This is a genomic window from Facivitalis istanbulensis (assembly GCF_040560405.1).
Classification (GTDB): Bacteria; Pseudomonadota; Alphaproteobacteria; order Sphingomonadales; family Sphingomonadaceae; genus Sphingomonas; species Sphingomonas istanbulensis.
Genome location: NZ_JAVSCQ010000001.1, coordinates 74540 through 95147, shown reverse-complemented (window position 1 = coordinate 95147; position 20608 = coordinate 74540). Strand labels below are relative to the sequence as shown.

General features: G+C 66.9%; 19 protein-coding genes. 14 read left to right on the top strand and 5 right to left on the bottom strand.

Features of this window, described 5'->3' with window-relative positions:
- Positions 1 to 29: 29 nt before the first annotated feature.
- The 10 genes from RN629_RS00470 to RN629_RS00425 all read left to right on the top strand — a co-directional run bounded on the left by RN629_RS00470 (position 30) and on the right by RN629_RS00425 (position 10316).
- Positions 30 to 821 (top strand): F0F1 ATP synthase subunit A, encoded by a 792-nt coding sequence (locus RN629_RS00470; RefSeq protein ID WP_407033317.1) that lies wholly within the window; start codon positions 30 to 32, stop codon positions 819 to 821.
- 79 nt (positions 822 to 900) lie between these two features.
- Positions 901 to 1128: a F0F1 ATP synthase subunit C gene (locus RN629_RS00465; protein ID WP_407033316.1), complete on the top strand. Its 228-nt coding sequence runs from the start codon at positions 901 to 903 to the stop codon at positions 1126 to 1128.
- 58 nt (positions 1129 to 1186) lie between these two features.
- On the top strand, positions 1187 to 1681 hold the full coding sequence (locus RN629_RS00460) for a F0F1 ATP synthase subunit B family protein (RefSeq protein ID WP_407033315.1): 495 nt from the start codon (positions 1187 to 1189) through the stop codon (positions 1679 to 1681).
- Positions 1674 to 2333, top strand: coding sequence for a F0F1 ATP synthase subunit B family protein (locus RN629_RS00455; RefSeq protein WP_407033314.1), 660 nt, complete (start codon positions 1674 to 1676; stop codon positions 2331 to 2333). The genes RN629_RS00460 and RN629_RS00455 overlap by 8 nt, the downstream gene beginning before the upstream one ends.
- A gap of 340 nt (positions 2334 to 2673) precedes the next feature.
- Positions 2674 to 2994, top strand: a complete 321-nt coding sequence (locus tag RN629_RS00450) for a DMT family transporter (protein WP_407033313.1) — start codon at positions 2674 to 2676, stop codon at positions 2992 to 2994.
- Between the two features lie 68 nt (positions 2995 to 3062).
- Positions 3063 to 4982 (top strand): excinuclease ABC subunit UvrC, encoded by a 1920-nt coding sequence (uvrC, locus tag RN629_RS00445; protein ID WP_407033312.1) that lies wholly within the window; start codon positions 3063 to 3065, stop codon positions 4980 to 4982.
- Between the two features lie 200 nt (positions 4983 to 5182).
- On the top strand, positions 5183 to 7285 hold the full coding sequence (locus tag RN629_RS00440) for a TonB-dependent siderophore receptor (protein ID WP_407033311.1): 2103 nt from the start codon (positions 5183 to 5185) through the stop codon (positions 7283 to 7285).
- Between the two features lie 95 nt (positions 7286 to 7380).
- The gene (gene recO, locus RN629_RS00435; RefSeq protein ID WP_407033310.1) at positions 7381 to 8112 is read left to right on the top strand and encodes a DNA repair protein RecO; all 732 of its coding nucleotides are present in this window, start codon (positions 7381 to 7383) and stop codon (positions 8110 to 8112) included.
- 54 nt (positions 8113 to 8166) lie between these two features.
- Positions 8167 to 9210: a 3-isopropylmalate dehydrogenase gene (gene leuB, locus RN629_RS00430; protein WP_407033309.1), complete on the top strand. Its 1044-nt coding sequence runs from the start codon at positions 8167 to 8169 to the stop codon at positions 9208 to 9210.
- 5 nt (positions 9211 to 9215) lie between these two features.
- A complete protein-coding gene (locus RN629_RS00425; protein WP_407033308.1) occupies positions 9216 to 10316 on the top strand; it encodes a glycosyltransferase family 2 protein in 1101 nt (366 codons plus the stop codon).
- A gap of 45 nt (positions 10317 to 10361) precedes the next feature.
- Here RN629_RS00425 and RN629_RS00420 read toward each other — a convergent pair whose 3' ends face one another.
- Complete coding sequence (locus RN629_RS00420) at positions 10362 to 11606, bottom strand: phospholipid carrier-dependent glycosyltransferase (RefSeq protein WP_407033307.1); 1245 nt, start codon at positions 11604 to 11606, stop codon at positions 10362 to 10364.
- A 224-nt stretch (positions 11607 to 11830) separates the two neighbouring features.
- Between RN629_RS00420 and RN629_RS00415 the strand changes: the two genes are divergently transcribed.
- The 3 genes from RN629_RS00415 to RN629_RS00405 are packed head-to-tail and all read left to right on the top strand — an operon-like array spanning position 11831 to position 14222.
- Positions 11831 to 13039, top strand: coding sequence for a trans-sulfuration enzyme family protein (locus tag RN629_RS00415; RefSeq protein WP_407033306.1), 1209 nt, complete (start codon positions 11831 to 11833; stop codon positions 13037 to 13039).
- A complete protein-coding gene (apaG, locus tag RN629_RS00410) occupies positions 13036 to 13434 on the top strand; it encodes a Co2+/Mg2+ efflux protein ApaG (RefSeq protein WP_407033305.1) in 399 nt (132 codons plus the stop codon). The genes RN629_RS00415 and apaG overlap by 4 nt, the downstream gene beginning before the upstream one ends.
- Entirely contained in the window at positions 13431 to 14222 is a 792-nt protein-coding gene (locus tag RN629_RS00405; protein WP_407033304.1) for a LysR family transcriptional regulator, read from the top strand. Before apaG ends, RN629_RS00405 begins: the two co-directional genes overlap by 4 nt.
- A gap of 52 nt (positions 14223 to 14274) precedes the next feature.
- On the opposite strand, the gene hslO is transcribed toward RN629_RS00405, so the two are convergent.
- The 4 genes from hslO to parE all read right to left on the bottom strand — a co-directional run bounded on the left by hslO (position 14275) and on the right by parE (position 19558).
- Positions 14275 to 15189 (bottom strand): Hsp33 family molecular chaperone HslO, encoded by a 915-nt coding sequence (hslO, locus tag RN629_RS00400; protein WP_407033303.1) that lies wholly within the window; start codon positions 15187 to 15189, stop codon positions 14275 to 14277.
- 119 nt (positions 15190 to 15308) lie between these two features.
- Positions 15309 to 16232 carry an ornithine carbamoyltransferase gene (gene argF, locus RN629_RS00395; protein WP_407033302.1) on the bottom strand — a complete coding sequence of 308 codons (924 nt, stop codon included), beginning with the start codon at positions 16230 to 16232 and terminating at the stop codon, positions 15309 to 15311.
- A 55-nt stretch (positions 16233 to 16287) separates the two neighbouring features.
- Positions 16288 to 17478 carry an aspartate aminotransferase family protein gene (locus RN629_RS00390; protein ID WP_407033301.1) on the bottom strand — a complete coding sequence of 397 codons (1191 nt, stop codon included), beginning with the start codon at positions 17476 to 17478 and terminating at the stop codon, positions 16288 to 16290.
- A 100-nt stretch (positions 17479 to 17578) separates the two neighbouring features.
- Positions 17579 to 19558 carry a DNA topoisomerase IV subunit B gene (gene parE, locus RN629_RS00385; RefSeq protein WP_407033300.1) on the bottom strand — a complete coding sequence of 660 codons (1980 nt, stop codon included), beginning with the start codon at positions 19556 to 19558 and terminating at the stop codon, positions 17579 to 17581.
- Between the two features lie 152 nt (positions 19559 to 19710).
- Between parE and RN629_RS00380 the strand changes: the two genes are divergently transcribed.
- Positions 19711 to 20568, top strand: a complete 858-nt coding sequence (locus tag RN629_RS00380; protein WP_407033299.1) for an outer membrane protein — start codon at positions 19711 to 19713, stop codon at positions 20566 to 20568.
- Positions 20569 to 20608 lie beyond the last annotated feature (40 nt).

The window sequence follows — 20608 nt, the reverse complement described above, 5'->3', positions numbered from 1 at the left end:
GCGTTCGTCATATGTGGGAACGAAGCAGCGTGGCGGCAGAATCGGGCGGCAAGATTGATCCGATGCACCAGTTCCTGATCGAGCCGGTGCTCGGTCAGCACTGGGTGGTCGGCGGCTACGACCTTTCCTTCACCAATTCCGCCTTGTGGATGGTGGTGACGCTGGTCGCGCTGTGGATCTTCATGATCGGCGGCATGAAGCGGGACCTGGTGCCCGGCCGCTGGCAGGCGGCGGTGGAAGGCTTCACCGGTTTCGTCAATACGATGCTGACCTCGAATATCGGGCCGGAGGGCAAGCGCTTCCTGCCCTATGTCTTCTCGCTGTTCATGTTCATCCTGTTCGCCAACGTGCTGGGCCTGCTGCCCTTCGGCGTGGTGCCGGGTGTCCATCCCTTTACCGTGACCAGCCACCTGACCGTGACCGGCGTGCTCGCCGTGATCTCGTTCGCGATCGTGCTGGTCGTCGGCTTCGGCCGCCACGGCTTCCACTTCTTCGCGCTGTTCGTGCCGCACGGCACGCCCAAGCTGATGATTCCGCTGATCTTCGTGGTCGAGCTGATGAGCTTCCTGGTGCGCCCCTTCTCGCTCGGCCTGCGACTGTTCGTCGCGATGACCGCGGGGCACATCCTGCTGAAGGTTCTCGCCGCCTTCGTCATCAACGGCATCAACATGGGCCCCGGCTATGCCGCGCTCATCACGCTGCCGAGCTTCCTGCTGATGATCGGCATCACCCTTCTCGAACTGCTGGTCGCCGCGATCCAGGCCTATGTCTTTGCGCTGCTGACCTCGGTCTATCTCAACGACGCGGTGAACCTGCACTGATCCGGGATGCCGGATCGGGCGGGCGCATCCGCGCCGCCGATTGAACAACCAACGACCCTTTTGAACTGGAGTGATTGAAATGGACGCAGAAGCCGCGAAGCTGATCGGTGCCGGTCTGGCCGCTATCGGCATGGGCATTGCCTCGCTCGGCGTGGGCAACGTGTTCGCCAGCTTCCTCGAAGGCGCGCTGCGCAATCCGGGTGCGGCGGACAGCCAGCAGGGCCGCCTCTTCATCGGTTTCGCCGGTGCCGAGCTTCTGGGCCTGCTCGCCTTCGTGACGATGATCATCCTGGTGTTCGTCGCCTAATCATTCGGATCGGCCGGGCGGTCCTGTGCCGCCCGGTTGATATGGCAACGAGGACTCCATGCCCCAGATAGCGCAGATCAGCGCGACCTATGCGTCGCAGATCTTCTGGCTCCTGATTACGTTCGGCCTGCTGTATTTCGTGGTCGGCCGTGGGATGGTGCCCAGGATTCAGGCGACCGTCGACGCTCGTGAAGCCCGGATCACCAGTGATCTGGCGGCGGCGGAAGCCGCGCGTGCCGAGGCCGATCGGGTCGAGGCGGCATGGCGGGCCGAGATGGATGCGGCGCGTGCCGCGGCCATGGCGGAAACCAACGCCGCCAAGGCGCGGGCCGCCCATGCGTTCGAGGCGCAGGTCAAGGCGGCGGATGCCGATCTGGCCGAGCGGCTCGGCCATCATGACCTTGCGATCGCCAATGCCAAGGCCGAGGCGATGGCCAATCTTCAGAGCGTGGCGGCCGAGGCCGCGCGCGATCTCGTCGCCAAGCTGTCCGGGGTCCAGTTGGATCAGGACGCGGCGGCCGACGCGGTGCGAAAGGTGAGCGCGCATGGCTAATCATTCCGCAAGCGGCGCGCTGGACAATGGCGATGCGCTGGTCGCGCAGAACCTGGCCGATGCGGCGTCGGCCGAAGGCATGGCGCAGCGACCGGGCCATCATGGTGTCGGTTCGACCGCCAATACGGCCGTTCCCGCCGAGCCCGGGCATCATGTCGATCCGACCGCCTTTGGTTTCGACTCGACCGGCTGGGTGGCGCTCGCCGCGCTGGTCGTTCTGGTCGGGATGCTGGTGAAGAAAGTGCCTGCGATGGTCGGTCGCTCGCTCGACCAGAAGATCGCCGGTATCCGCGCCCAACTCGACGAAGCGACCAAGCTGCGTGGCGAGGCCGAGGCGCTGAAGGCCGAATATCAAGCCAAGGCGAAGGCGGCGCATGCCGATGCCGAGGCGATGCGCGCCCAGGCGCAGCATGAGGCGGCGCAACTGCTCAGCAAGGCCAAGGCGGATGCCGAGGCGCTGATGGAGCGTCGCGCCAAGATGGCCGAGGACAAGATCGCGGCCGCCGAGCGCACTGCGCTGGCCGAGGTCCGCGCCCGTGCTGCCGAGGCCGCTGCCCGCGCCGCCGGTGCGCTGATCGCCGAGCATCATTCGGCGGAGGCCGACCGGGCGATGATCGATCGTTCGATCGCGGGGCTTGGCCGACCGAACTGATCGGCCCCGGCTGAACCGGATACAGGACCGCGCTTCGGATCACCGAGGCGCGGTTCGGTTTTTTCGGACGCCCGTGCATATATCGGGCCCGATCTGCGTTGGGCCTGGGCAAGGGCGATGCGGCGGTCACCCTTTCCTGCGCAAGGGGAAGGATACGGGCATCGCCCTTGGCGGCGGAGCATCCGACCGCGAACAAGGGCCGTTCCCGGCCCGCAACCCTGACCGCTGGCCGGGGTGTCGCAGACATAACCCCACGCAGGCTGGGGCCGCATCGCCGTCTCTTTCGGGTTTCCGGCGACGATGCCCATATCCCCGAGCCCGTGACAGAGGAGACGCTCCGATGGCATGGGTCATTCTGGGCATTGCCGTGATCACCGAGATTTGCTGGGCGCTCAGCCTGAAATGGGCCGCGACCCTCGCCACCTGGCAGGCGTCCAGCGTGCCGATCATCCTGAGCTTTGTGAATATGGGTCTGCTGGCGCTGGCGATGCGCGGCCTTCCGGCCGGGACCGCCTATGCGGTGTGGACCGGACTGGGCGCGGTCGGCGTGGTGATCGGCGGCGCGGTCCTGTTCGGCGACAGGATCGCGCCGATCCAGGCGGGCTTCATGGCGCTGACCGTGATCGGCGTGATGGGCACCAAGCTGTTTGCCCAGGGCTGATCGGGACAGGCCGATTCAACAGGCGCGCGGGGTGGCGATTCGCCCCCCGCAACCCTAAATCCACCGCGATGTCCGAGCCTCCCGTCGATCGTTTCAACGAAGAGAAATCCACCTTCACGTTGCGCGGCGCGGATGCGCCCGATCTGAAAGCCGGGGTGGCCGCGATCCGCAACGTGCTGGCGACCTTGCCCTTGCGGCCCGGCGTCTACCGGATGCAGGACGCGCGCGGCGATGTGCTTTATGTCGGCAAGGCGCGCGCGCTGAGGAATCGCGTCGCCAATTACACCCAGGTCGATCGCCTTCCCAAGCGGCTCCAGCGCATGGTCGCGCAGACCCGCTCGATGACCATCGTCACGACCAACAACGAGGCCGAGGCGCTGCTGCTCGAGGCGCAGCTCATCAAGCGCTATCGTCCCGCGTTCAACGTGCTGTTGCGCGACGACAAGAGCTTTCCCTTCATCCTGCTGCGCGCCGATCACGCCTTTCCGCGCATCCAGAAGCATCGCGGCGCGCGGCGGTCGGTCGGCCATTATTACGGTCCGTTCGCCAGTGCGGGCAGCGTCAACAACACGCTGAACGCGCTGCAAAAGCTGTTCCTGCTCCGGTCCTGCACCGACAGTTTCTTCAAGACGCGCGACCGGCCGTGCCTGCTCTACCAGATCAAGCGCTGTTCCGCCCCCTGTGTCGGCCGGATCGACGAGGCGGGCTATGCCGAGCTGGTCGCCGACGCCAAGAGCTTCCTGGCGGGCAAGTCGACCCAGGTCCAGGCCAAGCTCGGCACCCAGATGCAGGCGGCGGCCGAGGCGATGGATTTCGAACTCGCCGCGATCCTGCGCGATCGACTGAAGGCCCTGACCTTCATCCAGGGGGCGCAGGCGATCAACGCCGAGGGCGTGGGCGATGCCGACATCTTCGCGCTGGCATGCCGCGAGGGGGTGATGGGCATCCAGGCCTTCTTCATTCGCGGCGGCCAGAATTGGGGGCATCGCAGCTTCTTCCCCGCGCATACGACCGACGTGCCCGAGGAAGAGGTGCTGACCAGCTTTCTCAGCCAGTTTTACGAGGATGTGCCGCCGGCCAGGTCGATCCTGCTTGACCGCGAACTGTCCGAAGGCGCGTTGCTGGCCGAGGCGCTAGGCGAACGGGCGGGCTATAAGGTGCAGCTCTCGGTGCCGCAGCGCGGCGATCGCCGCCGCCTGATGGACCAGGCGAAGCGCAATGCGGTCGAGGCGCTCGACCGGCGACTGGCCGAATCGACGACGCAGGCGAAATTGCTGCGCGAACTGGCGGACTTTTTCGACCTGTCCGACCCGCCGCAGCGGATCGAGGTGTACGACAACAGCCATATCCAGGGCAGCAATGCTCTGGGCGCGATGGTGGTCGCGGGGCCGGAAGGATTCCAGAAGGGCCAGTATCGCAAGTTCAACATCAAGGGCAATGAGGCGGCGACCAACGACGATTTCGGCATGATGCGCGAGGTCTTCCGCCGCCGCTTCGCGCGCCAGCTGGAGGAGAATCCCGACCGTGACGATGCGACCTGGCCCGATCTGGTCCTGATCGACGGCGGGCGCGGCCAGCTCGGCGCGGCGATGGCGGTGCTGGAGGATCTGGGGATCGAGGATGTCTGTCTGGTCGGCGTTGCCAAGGGGCCGCATCACGGCCGCGAGGGGCGCGAGGTCTTCCACATGATGGATGGCAGCGAACGGATGCTGCCGGTCAACGCGCCGCTGCTCTTCTACCTCCAGCGCCTGCGCGACGAGGTCCACCGTTTCGTGATCGGCGCGCACCGCGACAAGCGCGCCAAGGCGATGGGCGCGAGTCCGCTGGACGAAGTGCCCGGCATCGGCCCCGCGCGCAAAAAGGCGCTGCTGATGCACTTCGGGACGGGGCGGGCGGTCCGTAATGCGAGCCTGGAGGATTTGCGGAAAGCGCCGGGCGTGAGCCAGGCGGTGGCGCAGCAGGTGTACGACTTTTACCATAGCCGGTGAGGCGTAGCCCTTGAAGCCCGCTATTTCTCACAGTCTTGTCCAGTTGCAGCTGTCGGCGTGATCGGGGGCGAGGATGTCCGCTCCGCGCGCCATCAAGCTGGTTTGACAACCTCGGCATTGGCGATCACGGCAACAATTTATTGATAGTCGTTAGCAATAGCAGTAGAGCGCGGTCCAATTGAATAGGGGAACCCGCACTCATGAAGCCCATCATCCTCGCCGGGGCCGCGCTTGCCGCCCTGGCTGCGGCATCCGCCCATGCCGCCGCGATCAACGATCTCGACCGTCGCACCCCAGCGGAGATCGCCGCGGACAATGCGAGAGAAATCCTGGTCAAGGGCCGCCGCGATCAGGCGTTTGCCGGCACCAAGACCGAAACGCCGCTGATCGAGGTGCCGCAGCCGCTCACCGTCATCCCCGACGACGTCTATCTGGCACAGGGCGCGATCAATATTGCCGATACGGTCCGCTATGCCGCCGGCGTCAATTCCGACGCTTATGGCCGCGACACGCGTGTCGACAGCTTCACCATCCGCGGGGTCAATGCGCTGCAGTTTCGCGACGGAATGCGCGACATCTTCAGCTATTATGCCAGCATCACGTCGGACCCCTATAATTTCTCACGGGTGGAAGTGGTGCGCGGCCCCGCCTCGGTCCTGTTCGGTCAGGGATCGATCGGCGGCATCGTCAACCTCGTGTCGAAGACGCCGCTATTCACCAACAGCGCGGACATGAGCCTCGTCTATGGCAGCTATAACCGCAAGGAAGTGCTGGCCGACGTCAACGGTACGCTGGGCGAAACGCTCGCCGCACGGGTCGTCGCGCGGGTGCGCGATGCCGATACCTATGTCGACCACGTCCCCGACGACCGGGTGATGTTGGCACCGTCCGTCACCTGGCGGCCGGGCGCGAGCACCGACGTGACCTTGCTCGGTCTCTACCAGGACGACCGGACCGGCTCGACATCGAACTTCCTACCGATCATCGGCACACTGCGGGACAATCCGGGCAATCCGCGCCTGCCGCGCTATTTGTTCGTCGGCAAGCCGGGCTATGATCGCTATGATGGGCGGCTGCTCCAGGGCTCGGGGATCTTCAACCACCGGTTCACCGACGATCTGAAGATCAGCCTGAAGGTGCGCTACATCGACAGCGACCTCGACTATTTCACCCATTATCCTGACAGTTATCGCAATCCCACCACACCCTATGTGCCGGGCAGCAACGGTCGCAATATCGGCCTTTATGCCCAGGCCTCGCGCGCGCATCTCGACGTCTTCTCCACGGACAACAATATCCAGTGGCGCTTCAACACCGGCGCGGCGGTGGAGCATATGCTGCTCGCGGGCGTCGACTATAGCTGGAACCAGGTCCGCAAGAGCGACAATTACGGCTATCAGGTCATCGACCTCTACGACATCGACTATGGCTCGATCGTCGAGCCGCCGCTGACCGAGCCGTTCACCCGCAACACGCAGAAACAACTTGGCCTTTATGTCCAGGACCAGATCCGGCTGTGGGACCGCGTCTCGGTGGTGCTGGGCGCTCGGCGTGACCGGGTGCGCGGGTCCAGTCTGGACACCAAGACCGGCACGACAAGTTACACCACCGACACCGCCACCACCTTCCGCGCGGGCATCATCGGCGAGGTCGGGGCCGGGCTGTCCCCCTTCTTCAGCTATACCGAGAGCTTCCAGCCGGTTGCCGGTCGGACCACCGCCGGCACTCCCTTCCGCCCACAGACCGGCAAGCAGTTCGAAGGCGGCGTGAAGTGGCAGCCCGACCGCGCGACGCTTGTTACCCTTACCGGCTTTCACATCAAGGAACGGAACCGTCCCGTCCCCGACCCCCGAAACCCGCTCGGCCAGATCCAGGCGGGCGAGCTGACCACCAAGGGCTTCGAGTTGGAGGCGACGCGCACCCTGCCCGGCGATTATGACCTGTCACTCGCCTATGGTTTCAACGACGTGGACGGCGACACGGGCGAGATCGGCTATCTGTCGCGTCATACGGCCTCGGCCTGGGGGACGAAGACGTTTCAGGGCGCCTGGGCGACGCTGCGGCTGGGGGCGGGCGTGCGCTATCTCGGGGAGCAGGTGTCGGGCAATGCCGCCTGGACGATCGTCACCCCGGCGCGCACCATGGTGGACGCGCTGCTGGAGCTGGAGCGCGACCGCTGGCGGCTTCGCCTCAACGCCACCAACCTTCTCGACAACCGCGCCTATGCCTCCTGTCTCGCGCGTGGCGATTGCTTCGTGTCGGCGCCCCGCAACGTGATGCTGTCGCTGGGCTACCGATTGTAAGGGAGGCGAGGGGCGGGGCGGTTCCGGCCCGTTGCACGCTGCGGCCATCTCGCCAAAGATGGCGTCCCTCCCCATTCCCCCCTACATCCGCTCCCATGCACCGGGTCGCCCCCGCCCTCATCCTGTCGGTCCGGCCGCATGGCGAGCATGGGGCGATCGTGCGGGCCCTGACCCGCGAGGACGGGGTGCAGCCGGGCTATGTCCGGGGCGGGCGGTCGCGGGCGCTGCGGCCGGTGCTGCAACCGGGCAACGGGATCATCGGCGAGTGGCGGGCGCGGACGGCGGAGCAGCTTGCCGCGCTCACCGTCGAGCCGGGGCATAGCCGCGCGGGGCTCCATGGCGAGCCCCTGGCCGCCGCCGGGATCGAATGGCTCTGCGCGCTGACCGCCGCCGCGCTGCCGGAGGAACAGCCCTATGCGCCGCTATACGATGCGCTCGACGCGGTGCTGACCGCGATCGAATCGGCGCCATCGGCGCGGGGCTGGGCGGGAGCGCTGGTGCGCTATGAGTTGCTGCTGCTGGGACAATTGGGATTCGGCCTCGACCTGGAACGGTGCACGGTGACCGGCGAGACGGTCGACCTCGCCTTTGTCAGCCCCAGGAGCGGCGCGGCGGTGTCGGCGCGGGCAGCCCTTGGCTATGAGGCGAAGCTGTTTCCCTTGCCCGCTCTCCTGCGCGGAGGGCGGGCGGCGGACTGGCCCGATATCTTCGCCGCCGCGCGGATCACGGGGCATTTCCTCGCGCGCGATATATTGGTCGGCTTGCGCCATGATCCCACGCCCGCCCGCGCGCGTCTGTTCGATCGTTTCAAAAGGGCGGTTGCGTGATGCCCGTCGGCTAAGGCAAAGGGCGCTCCGAACTTGGGCAAGAAGGGGCCAGCCATGGCATTGATCGCGATCCTCGCCGGTGACGGTATCGGGCCGGAAGTGACGGCGGAAGCGCGGCGCGTGCTGGAGGCGCTGGACCTCGGCCTGACCTTTGAAGAGGCGAAGGTCGGCGGTGCGGCCTATGAGGTGGCGGGCCATCCGCTGCCCCCCGAGACGCTGGCGGTGGCCGAGCGCGCCGATGCGCTGCTGTTCGGTGCGGTCGGCGATCCGCGCTTCGACGGTCTGGAGCGCGCCCATCGCCCCGAACAGGCGATCCTGGGGCTGCGCAAGGCCTTCGGGCTGTTCGCGAACCTGCGCCCCGCGCGGTTGTTCGAGGGACTGGAGGACGCCAGCTCGCTGCGCCCCGATATCGCGCGGCGGATCGACATGGTGATCGTGCGCGAGCTGACCGGCGACGTCTATTTCGGCGCGAAGGGGCGCGGGACGACGGAGGCGGGCCTGCGCGAGGGCCATGACCTGATGCGCTATGACGAAGAGGAAGTGGCGCGGATCGCGCGCGTCGGCTTCGAAACCGCGATGCGCCGCCGCCGCCGGTTGCTGTCGGTCGACAAGGCCAATGTGCTGGAAACCTCGCAATTGTGGCGCGACGTGGTGATCGAGGTGGCGAAGGAGTACCCGGACGTCGCGCTCGACCATATGTATGTCGACAATTGCGCGATGCAGCTGGTGCGCGATCCGGGCCAGTTCGACGTGATCCTGACCGGCAATCTGTTCGGCGACATCCTGTCCGATCAGGCGTCGATGTGCGCCGGCTCGATCGGGATGCTGCCCTCCGCCGCGCTGGGCGCGACCGGCAAGGGGCTGTACGAGCCGATCCATGGTTCGGCTCCCGACATTGCGGGGCAGGACAAGGCCAATCCATGCGCCGCCATCCTGTCGGCGGCGATGATGCTGCGCCATTCGCTGGGGCAGGCGGAGGCGGCCGATCGCATCGACGCGGCGGTGGCGGGCGCGATTCGCGATGGCGCGCGCACCGGCGATCTGGGCGGCAGCCTGTCGACCCGCGCCATGGCCGATGCGATCCTCGACCGCCTCTGATCCCGATGGGCGCGCTCCTGGAACTCGCGGTCGTCATTCCGACCTTTAACGAGCGTGCCAATGTGCCCGTTCTGATCGCCAAGCTGGACGAGGCCCTGGCCGGGCGGCGCTGGGAGGCGATCTTCGTCGATGACAACAGCCCGGACGGCACCGCCGACGTCGCGCGCGCTCTGGCGCGGGTGGACAGCCGCGTCCGGGTGATCCAGCGGATCGGGCGGCGGGGCCTGTCCTCGGCCTGTATCGAGGGGATGTGCGCCACCGCCGCGCCGATGGTCGCGGTGATCGATGGCGACCTTCAGCATGACGAGACGCTGCTGCCCAGGATGCTCGACCGGTTGCAGGCCGAGGACGACCTCGACCTGGTCGTCGGGTCGCGCTTCGTCGATGGCGGCGGGACCGGCGACTGGGACCGCGATCGGGTCGCCAAGTCGGCCTTCGCGACCCGGCTGTCGCAACGGGTGCTGAACGTCGACCTGTCCGACCCGATGAGCGGTTTCTTCATGGTCCGCACCCAGGTCGCGCGCGAAACGGTGCCGCATCTGTCGGGGATCGGCTTCAAGATCCTGCTCGACATCATGAGCGCCTCGCCGCGGCCGTTGCGCGCCGCCGAAATGCCCTATGTGTTCCGCGTGCGGACCGAGGGCGAATCGAAGCTCGATCACGTTGTCGCGATGGAATATCTGATCGCGTTGTATGACCGCCGCTTTGGTAAGGTGGTGCCGGTGCGCTTTGCCATGTTCTCGGCGATCGGGGTGCTGGGCGTCGGCGTGCACATGGCGGTGCTGAGCCTGTTCTTCGTGCTGTTCGGCGCGAGCTTCCTGGTCAGCCAGATCGTCGCGGTGGCGGTGGCGATGACCTTCAACTTCTTCCTCAACAACGCGCTGACCTATCGCGATCGACGGCTGCGGGGCTTCCGGCCGCTGCTGGACGGCTGGGTATCCTTCTGCCTGGTCTGTGCGGTGGGCGCGATCGCCAATGTCGGCGTCGCGGCCTTCCTCCACGATGCGCGGGCCAATGAATGGGCGGTGTCGGCGTTGATCGGCGTGCTGGTGGGGGCGGTGTGGAATTATGCGCTGTCGTCGCGGTTCGTCTGGGGACGCTATTGACCGACCGGGGGGTGACGGCCCGGGGGTGACGGCGGGGACGAGCCGTCACCGCCAATCCGCGAACCAGGTCCAGCGCGCGAAGGAGTCCGGCCCCGCCAGCGCGCCCGCCGTCAGAATGGGATAGAAATAGACGAGCAGGCAGACGGCCGCGACCAGATAGGCTTCGTCCCAATCGCGCAAGCGGGGCCGCCATCGGTCGATCGCCACCGCGATCGCGATCGACAGCCAGATCGCGGGCAGGAAATAATAATAATAGAATCCCAGCGACTTGGGGATGATCGCCCAGATCGCGAACCCGCCGATCCACAAGGCCGCCGCAAAGCCCAGCCGCACCTCGCGCGTGCGCACCCAGCCCAGCGCGCAGGTCGCCACCGCGACCAGCCCGCCCCACATCACCGCCGGATTGCCCAGCAGGAAGATGCCGCGCTGGGCCCCGTCGGCGACCTCGTAGAAATACCATATCGGCCGCCCGATGACCGGCCAGCTCCACCAGAGCGACTGATAGGTGTGCGGCGGCAGGACCTGTGTCTGGCGGGCATAGATATCGAGCTGGAAGGGCAGCAGGGTGGCCAGCGTCAGCGGATCGTGCGCGTAGAAAAAGGCAGGGGTGAAGGTGACGGCATAGGCGAGCCCGGCCCCGATCCCGAGCAGGCCCCAGGCCGACCACCAGCGCAGTTCCGGCCAGCGGCTGGCATCGCCGCGCTTCATCAGGACGAAGCCGATCGCGGCATAGCCCAGATAGGGGACGGCGGCCCATTTGACGCCCACCGCCAGCCCCAGCAGCACCGCGCCCAGCGTCCAGCGCCATCGACTCTGCGCGACCGACCCCCGCATCGCCCAGCCCATCATGGCGATGGCCAGCACGAGGAAGGCGGCCATATAGCCGTCGAGCATCGCGATCCGGGCCTGGACCAGCACCATGAAATTGACGAGCGTCAGCAGCGCCGCCGTCGCCGCTGGCCGCGTCCGCCGGGTCATCAGCCAGACGATGGCGAAGACGCCGCCGACGATCGCCGTACCCGCCAGCGTCGACAGCGCGCGCCAGCCCAGCGGCGTGTCGCCGAAGATCAGCATCCCGGCGGCGATCAGCATCTTGCCCAGAAGCGGATGCTCGATATTCACCGGCCCGTCGAGTGCCAGCAGCGTCCGCGCGGCGGAGACGTAATGCACCTCGTCGAAGACCAGCCTGTGCGGGGTGGTCAGCCGCCAGCAGAACAACGCCTGCGCGGCGACCAGGAGGGCGAGCAGCGCCGGGACCGGGCGGCTGAAGGGGGCGAGCAGGCGGCGCATGGCATCGTCATGGCGGGGCGCCCGGCTTTGGGCAACGGCGGGCATGGGCGTGGCGATCGCTTTTCGGCGGACGGCGACGGGCTCGGCGTGGCTTGGAGCGCCTGACAACGGCCAAGGGGGGCGCAGTCATGCTGCACAAGCTCTGTCCCGGTCGGCGCGGCCCGTCATGCGCGTTCGACCGAATATCCTTGAACCCCGCCGCCCGGACCGGCAAATGAGCGGGCATGAAGCGCAAGACTGGCCAGGACCGTTCGATCACCACCCGTTGGCGCCCCGCGACGCAGGCCGTTCGCGGCGGCACCGCGCGGTCGGAATATGGCGAAACCTCCGAGGCGCTCTTCCTCACCTCCGGCTATTGCTATGACAAGGCGGGGGATGCGGCGGCGCGGTTCGCGGGCGAGCAGGTGGGGATGACCTATTCCCGCCTTCAGAACCCGACCGTGGAGATGCTGGAACAGCGCATCGCGCTGCTCGAAGGGGCGGAGGCGTGCCGCACCATGGCGTCGGGCATGGCGGCAATGACCGCGGTGCTGCTCTGCCAGTTGCAGGCGGGGGATCATCTGGTCGGCGGGCGCGCGGCGTTCGGATCGTGCCGTTGGCTGACAGATACGCTGCTGCCCAAGTTCGGCATCGCGACCACCGTGGTCGATGCGCGCGACCCGCAGGCGTTCCTCGACGCGGTGAAGCCCGAGACCAAGGTCTTCTTCTTCGAAACGCCCGCCAACCCGACGATGGACGTCGCCGATCTGGAGGCGATCTGCGCCATCGCGCGCGAGCGGGGAATCATCACGGTCGTCGACAATGCCTTTGCCACCGCCGCGCTCCAGCGGCCGATGGATTTCGGCGCGGACGTCACCGCCTATTCCGCCACCAAGATGATGGACGGGCAAGGCCGCGTGCTGGCGGGCGCGGTGTGCGGTACGGAAGATTTCATCACCAACACGCTGCTGCCCTTCACCCGCAACACCGGGCCGACGCTGTCGGCGTTCAACGCCTGGGTGGTGTTGAAGGGGCTGGAGACGCTCGACCTGCGTATTCATCGCCAGTCGGAATCGGCGTTGAAGGTGGCGCAGTTCCTGGAGGGCCGCGTCCCCCGCGTCCTGTGCCCCGCACTCCCCAGCCATCCGCAGCATGAGCTGGCGATGCGCCAGATGAAGGCGGCGGGCAGCATCTTCGCGATCGAACTCGATGGCGGGCGGACCCAGGCGCATGGCCTGCTCGACGCGCTGGAACTGATCGACATCTCCAACAATATCGGCGATTCGCGCTCGCTGATGACGCATCCCGCCTCGACCACCCATGCCGGTGTTGCCGAGGACAAGCGGATCGAGATGGGGATCGGCGAGGGGATGCTGCGCCTGAACATCGGGCTGGAGGATGCTGACGACCTGATCGACGATCTCGACCAGGCGCTGCGCACCGTGGGTCTGTGAAGGCGCTCTTTCCCCATGCACTGACCACCGGGCCGGTGACGGTCCGGGTGTCGGTCAGCTATCTGCCCGAACAGTCCGAGCCGCAACGCGGTCGCTGGTTCTGGGCCTATCATGTCCGGATCGAGAATGACGGGGATCAGCCGGTGCAGCTGCTCACCCGCCGCTGGATCATCACCGACGGGCGCGGTGCGCGCCATTCGGTGGAGGGCGAGGGCGTGGTCGGCGAGCAGCCGGTGATCCAGCCGGGCGCATCCTATGACTATGTCTCGGGCTGTCCGCTGGCGACCACCAGCGGCGCGATGCAGGGCAGCTATCGCATGGTGGGCGCGGACGGCCTGACATTCAATGCGGCAATCCCGCCATTCGCGCTGATCGCCCCGGCGGTGGCGTCGTGAAGCGGACGCATCTGCCGCTCAACGGCCTGCGGGTGCTGGATGCCGCCGCCCGCCATCTGAGCTTCACCCGCGCGGCCGACGAACTGGCGGTGACCCCGGCGGCGGTCGGGCAGCAGATTCGCGCGCTGGAGGACACGCTGGGCGTGGTCCTGTTCCGCCGCACGACCCGCGGGCTGGAACTGACGTCCGAGGCGGAGGCGGGGCTCGGGCCGCTGCGCGCCGGCTTCCTGCAATTCGAGGAGTCCGTGCGGGCGATGCAGGCGGGGCAATCGTCCAAGTCGCTCACCATCGCCGCGCCGCGCGATATGACCGAGAAATGGCTGATGCCGCGTCTGGCCGCGATCGCGGCTTCGGACCCGGACCTGCGCTTCTCGCTGATCGCGTCGGACGAGGGGCTGGACTTCACCGAGGCCAATCTGGACCTCGCCATCCGCTGGGGCGATGGGCCCGGCGGCCTAGAGGGCGAGGCGATCGAATCGGATGGCATGATCGCGATCGGAGCGCCGGGCGCACCGGCGGATGCGCCGCTGATCGCCTGGCCGGGCGCCCCGGAGGAGGGCGCGCCGCTGGTCCGCGTCACCGATGCGGGGCTCGCCATCGACGCGGTCGCGGCGGGGCTCGGCCGCGCGACGGTGCCGCACCTGCTGGCCGAACGCGATCTGGCCGATGGGCGCGTGGTCGCCACCGGAGCGGCGATCCCCTCGCGCATGGGCTATTGGCTCGTCGCCCCCCTGCCGCAATGGCGGCAGCAGAAGGTCAAGGCGCTGATCGAGGCATTGGGGGGCTAAGGCTACTCCGCCGGACCGGACGACGCCGGCCTGTGCCGGGGTCGCGGGGGCATCAGGCTATGGCTTCCGCGTCATAGCGCACCGGAAATTTCTTCGCGCAGAACGAGCAGTCGACCTGGATCAGACCGTCGGCATCCGCCATCTCGCGCCGTTCCTCGATCGAGAACTTCGAGATGACGCTGGCGATATAGTCCGCCGAACAACGACAGCCGCGCACGATGGCCGGGCTTTCCGACACGCGGACGTCCTGCTCCTCATGGAACAGCCGCCAAACGAGCGTTTCCAGCGGCAAGGCGGCATCGGCCAGTTCGTCGGCCTGCATCGTCTCGCCCAGCGCCTGGACATGCTCCCATTCGGGATGGTCGAGCTTCACATGCAGCCGCTCGCGGCCTTCCTCCCCCTCGGGCAGATGCTGGAGGAACAGGCCGCCTGCGACCATCCGCCCGTCCGGTCCCTTGACCACGCCGACGCGCAACAGGCTGGGGATCTGCTCCGACTGGATGAAATAGCTTTGCGCCGCCGCCGACAGGGTTTCGCCGTCGATCGGCACGATGCCCTGATAGCGTTCGCCGGTCACCGCCAGGTCGAAGGTGATCGCCAGATAGCCCTGGCCGAACAGCGCGAACAGCGTCGGCTCGGCGGGCAGCGTTGCCAGCTTGTCGGCATCATATTGGATATAGCCACGCAATTCGCCGCCGCGATAGTCGCAGACCAGAAGCTGGACCACGCCGGTGTCGCTGCGCGTCTGGATGGTCAGCTGTCCCTCGGCATCCTTCAGCGTCGCGCCCATCAACGCGGTCAGGGTCAGCGCCTCGGCCAGCAGCTTTTCGATCGCGGGCGGATAGGCATGGGCCTTCAAAATCTCGTCCAGCACCGGGCCCAGCCGCACCAGCCGCCCGCGCGCATTCTGTTCGGGAATGGTGAAACCGATCGCACGGTCGAGGTCGGGCAGGGTGATGTCGGTCATGCTCATGCCTTAGCGCGCCGGAGCGACTCCGGGCGGAATGATGCCGTCAAGGGCGGGAAAATGAAGAAAGGCCGACGAACCCGCCGGCCTTTTCCTAGATAGGATGGGTCTCGCGCCGATCAACCGATCTGGCCGAAGCACCAGCGGAGCACCGATTTCTGTGCGTGGAGCCGGTTCTCCGCCTCCGGCCAGATCAGCGATTGCGGGCCGTCGATCACGTCCGACGTGACCTCCTCCTCGCGGTGCGCGGGCAGGCAGTGGAGGAACCTCGCATCGGGCCTGGCCAGCGCCATGAGGTCGGCATTGACCTGGAATGGCATCATCGCGGCCAGCTTTTCCTCGGCATGGGCCTGTCCCATCGAGATCCAGGTATCGGTGACGATGATGTCCGCGCCCTCGACCGCCGCGCGCGGATCGGTGGTGCAGGTCGCGCGGCCCTGGCCCAGCGCCAGCGTCGTCGCCTCCGGCTGATAGCCTTGCGGGCAGGCGGCGACCACGTCGAAGCCGAGCAGCCCGGCCGCCTCGACGATCGAATGCAGCACGTTGTTGCCGTCGCCCAGCCACGCGACCTTCAGGCCGGACAGCGTCTTGCCTGCCTCGATCACGGTCAGCAGGTCGGCCATGATCTGGCACGGGTGCGACAGGTCGGTCAGGCCGTTGATGACGGGAACGGTCGCGTAATGCGCCATTTCCTCGACCTTGGCATGGTCGTCGGTGCGGATCATGATCGCATCGGTATAGCCCGACAGGATGCGCGCGGTGTCGGCGATCGTCTCGCCGCGCCCCAGTTGCATCGTTCCCGCATCGAGGACGATCGAGCTGCCGCCGAGCTGGCGGATCGCCATGTCGAAGCTGACGCGGGTGCGGGTCGAATTCTTCTCGAACACCATCGCCAGCACATGGCCGGCCAGGGGCGCATCGGTATCGACCCGCCCCTTGGGGAAACCGGCGCGCGCGGCCTTGCGGGCCTGCGCGTCGGTCAGAATGGCGTTGAGTCCCTCGGTCCCGGCATCGGCGAGGTTCAGGAAATGGCGAATCGTCATGGGGTCGGCTACTCCGTCGCCCCGGCGGTCCCCACCGCCGGGATGGCAAAGATCATCAGTCGTCAGCGGCGGGGGTGTAGACGCGCGCGGCGTCGGACAGCTTCGTCGCGAACTCGGTGATGTGGCTCTCGTCGATCGTCAGCGGCGGCAGGATGCGGACGACATTCTCGCCGGCGGCGACCAGCAACAGGCCGTGATGGTCGCGGCAATGCGCGACGAAGCGGCGGCTGTCGCTCTTCATCTTCAGGCCCTGCATCAGGCCGTGGCCGCGAACCTCCTCGAACAGATGGTCGAAGTTCGGGATCATCTGCTCCAGCGTGGCGCGCAGCCGGTCGCCCATCTTGGCGACATGATCGAGGAAGCCCGGCTCCTGCATCACGTCGAGCACCGCCTCGCCCGCCGCCATGGACAGCGGGTTGCCGCCATAGGTCGAGCCGTGCGTGCCGATCACCATGCCCTTGGCCGCCTCCTCGGTCGCGAGGCACGCGCCGAGCGGGAAGCCGCCGCCGATGCCCTTGGCGACCGCCATGATGTCGGGCGTCACGCCGTACAGCTCATGCGCGAAGAACTTGCCCGTCCGGCCATAACCGCACTGCACCTCGTCCAGCACCAGCAACAGGCCATGCTCGTCGCACGCCTTGCGCAGCCCTTGCAGGAACTCCATGCTGGCGGGGCGCAGGCCGCCTTCGCCCTGGATCGGCTCGACCAGGAAGCCGGCGGTGTTGTCGTCGATCAGCGCGAGCGCGGCGGCGAGATCGTCGAACGGCGCATAGGTGAAGCCCGGCAGCAGCGGCTCGAACCCGTCGCGCATCTTGGGCTGGTTGGTCGCCGAGATCGCGCCCAGCGTCCGGCCATGGAACGCGTTGTTGAACGTGATGAGCGTGTGACGCTGCAAGTTGCCATTGGCATGGTGATAGCGGCGCGCGGTCTTGATCGCGCACTCGACCGCCTCGGCCCCCGAATTGGTGAAGAACACCGTGTCGGCAAAGGTCGAATCGACCAGCCGCTGCGCGAAATGCTCGCCCTGCGGGCTGCCGTACAGGTTCGATACGTGCATCAGCGTCGCGGCCTGCCTGGCGATCGCCTCGACCAGCCTGGGGTGGCCATGGCCCAGCGCGTTCACCGCGATCCCGGCGGCGAAGTCCAGATACTGTTCGCCCTTCTCGCCGTACAGGTACACGCCCTCGCCTCGGACCGGACGCACCCCGCACCGTGGGTAAACGGGCATCAGGGGGGTGATGGTCACGGGACGTCTCCTTCAAACAGCAAAGGGCGGCTCGATGGGCCGCCCTTCATCACGATAGCCGAACGGAAATGACGAAACAACACCGCTGCCGAGGCTGGGGTCAGGCGTCGATCACTTCCTCGTCCAGTCGCGCCGCATTCTCCTGAATGAAGGCGAAGCGGTGGGCGGGGTTGTTGCCCATCAGCCGGTCGACCAGATCCTTTACGCCCGCCCGCTCCTCATATTCCTGGGGCAGGGTGATGCGGATCAGGCTGCGGGTGGCGGGGTCCATGGTGGTTTCGCGGAGCTGGCCGGGGTTCATCTCGCCCAGACCCTTGAAGCGCGCGACATCGACCTTCTTGCCCTTGAACGCGGTGCGCTCCAGCTCGGCGCGGTGGGCGTCGTCGCGCGCGTAGAGCGACTTGGCGCCGACCGTCAGGCGATAGAGCGGCGGCTGCGCCAGATACAGATGCCCGCGCCGGACCAGATCGGGCATCTCCTGAAAGAAGAAGGTCATCAGCAGCGTGGCGATATGCGCGCCGTCGACATCGGCGTCGGTCATGATGACGATCTTTTCGTAGCGCAGCTGGGTCGGGTCGCAATCCTTGCGCGTGCCGCAGCCCATGGCCAGCGTCAGGTCGGCAATCTCCTGATTTTGCAGGATCTTGGCCGAGGTGGCGCTGGCGACGTTCAGGATCTTGCCGCGGATCGGCAGGATCGCCTGCGTCTTGCGGTCGCGCGCCTGCTTCGCCGAGCCGCCCGCCGAGTCGCCCTCGACGATGAACAGCTCGGTCCCCTCGGGGCTGTCGGCGGAACAGTCGGTCAGCTTGCCGGGCAGGCGCAGCTTGCGGGCGCTGGTCGCGGTCTTGCGCTTGACCTCGCGCTCGGCCTTGCGGCGCAGGCGCTCGTCCATTCGGTCGAGGACATAGCCGAGCAGCGCCTTGCCGCGCTCCATGTTGGCGGAGAGATAATGGTCGAAATGGTCGCGCACCGCCTTTTCGACCAGCCCCGCCGCCTCCGGGCTGGTCAGGCGGTCCTTGGTCTGGCTCTGGAATTGCGGTTCGCGGATGAAGACTGAGAGCATCAGTTCGGAGCCGACCATGACGTCGTCGGCGGTGATGTCCTTGGCCTTTTTCTGGTTCACCAGATCGCCAAAGGCGCGAAGCCCTCGCACCAGTGCCTGACGCAGCCCCTGTTCGTGGGTGCCGCCATCGGGCGTCGGGATGGTGTTGCAATACCAGCTATAGCTGCCGTCGCTCCACAATGGCCAGGCGACCGCCCATTCGACGCGGCCCTGTTCGGCCGGAAAATCCTGATTGCCGGAGAAGAAATCGGCGGTGGCGCATTCGCGGCTGCCAATCTGTTCCTTCAGATGGTCGGCCAGGCCGCCGGGGAACTGGAACACCGCATCCGCTGGCGTGTCGTCGGTGATGAGTTCGGGCGCGCAGTGCCAGCGTATCTCGACGCCGGCGAAAAGATACGCCTTGGACCGCACCAGCTTGTGCAGGCGGGCGGGCTTGAAGTTCATCTCGGTCCCGAAAATCTCGGTATCGGGGGTGAAGGCGACGCTGGTGCCGCGTCGGTTGGGGGCGGCGCCCACCGTCTCCAGCGGACCAAGGGTGGCGCCACGCGAGAAACGCTGGCGATAGAGGATACGCTCGCGCGCCACCTCGACCACCGTGTCCGACGACAGCGCGTTGACCACCGACACTCCCACGCCGTGCAGGCCGCCGCTGGTCGCATAGGCCTTGCCGGTGAACTTGCCGCCCGAATGGAGGGTCGAGAGGATGACCTCCAGCGCCGATTTGTCGGGAAATTTGGGGTGCGGGTCGACCGGGATGCCGCGCCCATTGTCGATGACGGTCAGGCGGTTGCCCGGCTCCAGCTTCACCTCGATCCGGGTGGCATGGCCCGCCACCGCCTCGTCCATCGCATTGTCGAGCACTTCGGCGGCAAGGTGGTGCAGCGCGCGTTCGTCGGTGCCGCCGATATACATGCCCGGACGACGCCGTACCGGCTCCAGCCCCTCCAGCACCTCGATCGAGGACGCGTCATAGGCGGGTTGTGGACGGGGCGCGCCCGCGAACAGATCGTTGGACATAACGGGAACCATAGGCCGTCCCGTGCGCCCACGCCAGCGCTGGCGTGCGTGGCGTAAATGCAACACATGTTTGGCCAGTGGGGCCGAGGGGGATATTCCGCCGCCGCTCGTCCGTTTCCCCGGCACCTTTATCAAAGGGTACGGGAGTGTTTATGATGAAATTCTGGATGGCGGGCGCGGCAGCCTCGGTGCTGGCCGCGGCACCGGCGATGGCGCAGGATCGCTATGCGACGGACGATACGGCCCCCTTTTCGGGTGTCTATGTCGGCGGCAGCTTCGGCTATGACGTGCAGCCCAATGATGTCGGATCGCGCCTGTTGTTCGACCGTGGTCTCGACGGTCGTTTCGGCGATGTGGTGACGACATCGACCGGGGCCAATGCATTCTCGCCCGGTTTCTGCAACGGCCGTGCGCGCAGCGCCATCTCGCCGCAGAACGGCGCGACCGGGTGCGGCAACGACAAGGACGCCATCGCCTATTATGGCCGCGTCGGCCTGGATCATCAGCAGGGCAATATCGTGTACGGCGTGGTCGGCGAATTCGGGAAGTCCGAGATCACCGACAGCGTCTCGGGCTTTTCCACCACGCCAGCCTGGTACACCATGACCCGCAGTCTGGATTGGGAGGCTTCGGTGCGTGGCCGTCTGGGCTATGCGGCGAACAAGACGCTGTTCTACGGCACGTTCGGTGGCGGCTATGCGCGGATCAACCGCGACTTCGCGACGTCGAACACGGAGAACGCCTTTGCGCTGAGCGGTGACCGCAACCATTTCGGTTTCCTCGGCGGCGGCGGGATCGAGCAGAAGATCGGGCGCAACTTCTCGGTCGGCATGGAATATATGTATCACCAGTATAAGGACGATAAGACCCGCGTCCGCGTGACCCAGGGGTCGGCGCTGGCGACCAATCCGTTCGTGCTGCCGCCCAATACGAACGGCACCGATATTCGCCGGTCGGACGAGAAATTCCGCTGGCACAGCCTGCGCGCCACGGCGGCGTTCCGCTTTTGAGGCCGGATGGCACCGGGGTGGGTGGCCCCGGTGCCTCTTC